This window comes from Vibrio sp. Vb1554 (genome assembly GCF_033344235.1).
Genome location: NZ_JAWPOJ010000100.1, coordinates 1 through 1,820, shown reverse-complemented (window position 1 = coordinate 1,820; position 1,820 = coordinate 1). Strand labels below are relative to the sequence as shown.

Genomic DNA, 1,820 nt, shown 5'->3' with positions numbered 1-1,820 from the left:
AACTAAGCAGGCGATGATAGCGACCGCAATCACCAATGCTGGAATAAACCACAGGTGGACAAGCCCGCCTTCTAGTAATGAATTCAGTGGTGCAGACGCTAAGTATCCCCAGTAGCCTTGTCGTTCGGCAAGGTATCCCGCTTCTGCTACGACTTGCCATTGGAACGGCATGAGTAAGCTGATCACGCTCCAAACCAACCAAATTTTCATTAGAGGTTTCGCATAGTTGGCTAAAGTTTCGAGTGGATTGCTGCTCAGCTTAGGTTGGATAAGGTAACCAGAAATAAGGAAAAAAAGTGGAACCGCAAAACGAGCGAGCTGATTAAGAAGATAACCAACCCAAGGTACGCCATCCCACTGCCAATAAGTGAGGGCCATTTGGCAATGCAGCCCGACAATTGCCACCATGGCAATGATGCGTGCAAATTCTAAACTGGCTATTTTTCGGTTTGTCGCCATACGTTACTTACCTAAATGAATAAAAAACTTCAGCGAAAGTAACAGTTCGCGACGCACTTCATGCATGAAAAAATCAACACATTGCAGCTTGAACCTTAGCAATGTCTGAATTTAAGACTCACTTCAAACTTCTTGATTCCGCATCTATTAACCCACTCAATAGGTCGATCTTAGCAAGAAAATAATATGGATAGATGGTTAGACCAGTTAACTCTTCATTGCAAAAAAGAACGATCGTGCTAAAACTACAGTTATGAAAAAAGGAAAAGTAACGAAAGAGTTCATTCTGCAGCGTGCATTTGAAATTGCCAGTGAAGACGGCTTAGAAAGCCTCACCATTGGCGAACTAGCGAAGCAGTGTGGCATGTCCAAAAGTGGTCTGTTTGCTCACTTTAATTCCAAGTTGAATTTGCAGCTTTCCGTGCTTGAGTACGCAAACCAAGTGTTTGCTGAAAGAGTGATTGAACCTGCACGTGGGCTTGGTGATGGCAATATTGAGCGGAAAATCCGAGGGTTGTTGGATTCTTGGATGACGTGGAACCATTCATTTCAAGGCAGCTGTATGTTCCTTGATGCGTGGAATGATGCCGCAGACAAAAATTGTCCGTTACAAGCGGCATTACGTAAAGCGATTGATACTTGGTTAAGTTATCTAGAAATTCAAATTGCGAAAGGCAAAGAAAACCAAGAGTTTATAAGCGACTTAGATACTCGTCAGGCGACGTTCGATTTATACGGGCAGTACCTGAGCGCGCACGTTTTCTATTCGATCAAAGGTGAGGAAGAGAGCTTACGCCTATTTTGGCAAGGCATCGACAACTTGCTTGCTCGATGGAGAGTTTAACACCGTCTACGGGTAACGAAGATTCATTTTAAAGAGCGACAGAGTTCGCTCTTTCTTATCAGCATAAAAAGCACGACCGTTCTATTTTTGCTAAGTGTGCTGATAACTAAGGAAAAGATCATGAGTGAGAAAATCTATTTTAATACCTCGCAGCGTTTTAGTGTGAAGCGCAGTCTCGTCAACATCAGTACCCGCTTGCACCACACATTGGCCCCATCGCATGCGAAGAAAACGGCGCGAAAACTGCTGCTTACTCCTGCGCGTACGCAACCAAAAAATGCGGAGCCGCAAGGATTAGTTAAAGCAGAAATCCAAGGGCACACTGGGGCTATCAAAACGTATTCGTTGGGTCAGGGGCCTGTGTGGGTTCTGACTCATGGTTGGTCGGGCACGGCGAGCCAGTTTTATCCGTTGATGGAGCATATCGCGGCTTGTGGATTTACAGCGTTGGCTTACGATCATCCAGCACATGGTGAAAGTGATGGTCAATATGGCCATATTCCGGGCTTTGTGCGTG

At 45.1% G+C, this 1,820-nt stretch carries 3 protein-coding genes; 2 read left to right on the top strand and 1 reads right to left on the bottom strand.

Features of this window, described 5'->3' with window-relative positions; all coding sequences use genetic code 11:
- Positions 1-459, bottom strand: a 459-nt coding sequence (locus tag R8N28_RS23945; RefSeq protein ID WP_318183512.1) for an acyltransferase family protein, incomplete at its 3' end; no start/stop codon positions are given.
- Between the two features lie 253 nt (positions 460-712).
- Between R8N28_RS23945 and R8N28_RS23940 the strand changes: the two genes are divergently transcribed.
- Entirely contained in the window at positions 713-1,303 is a 591-nt protein-coding gene (locus tag R8N28_RS23940; RefSeq protein WP_017447068.1) for a TetR/AcrR family transcriptional regulator, read from the top strand.
- A gap of 120 nt (positions 1,304-1,423) precedes the next feature.
- The coding region (locus tag R8N28_RS23935; protein WP_318183511.1) for an alpha/beta hydrolase at positions 1,424-1,820 on the top strand (397 nt) is incomplete at its 3' end.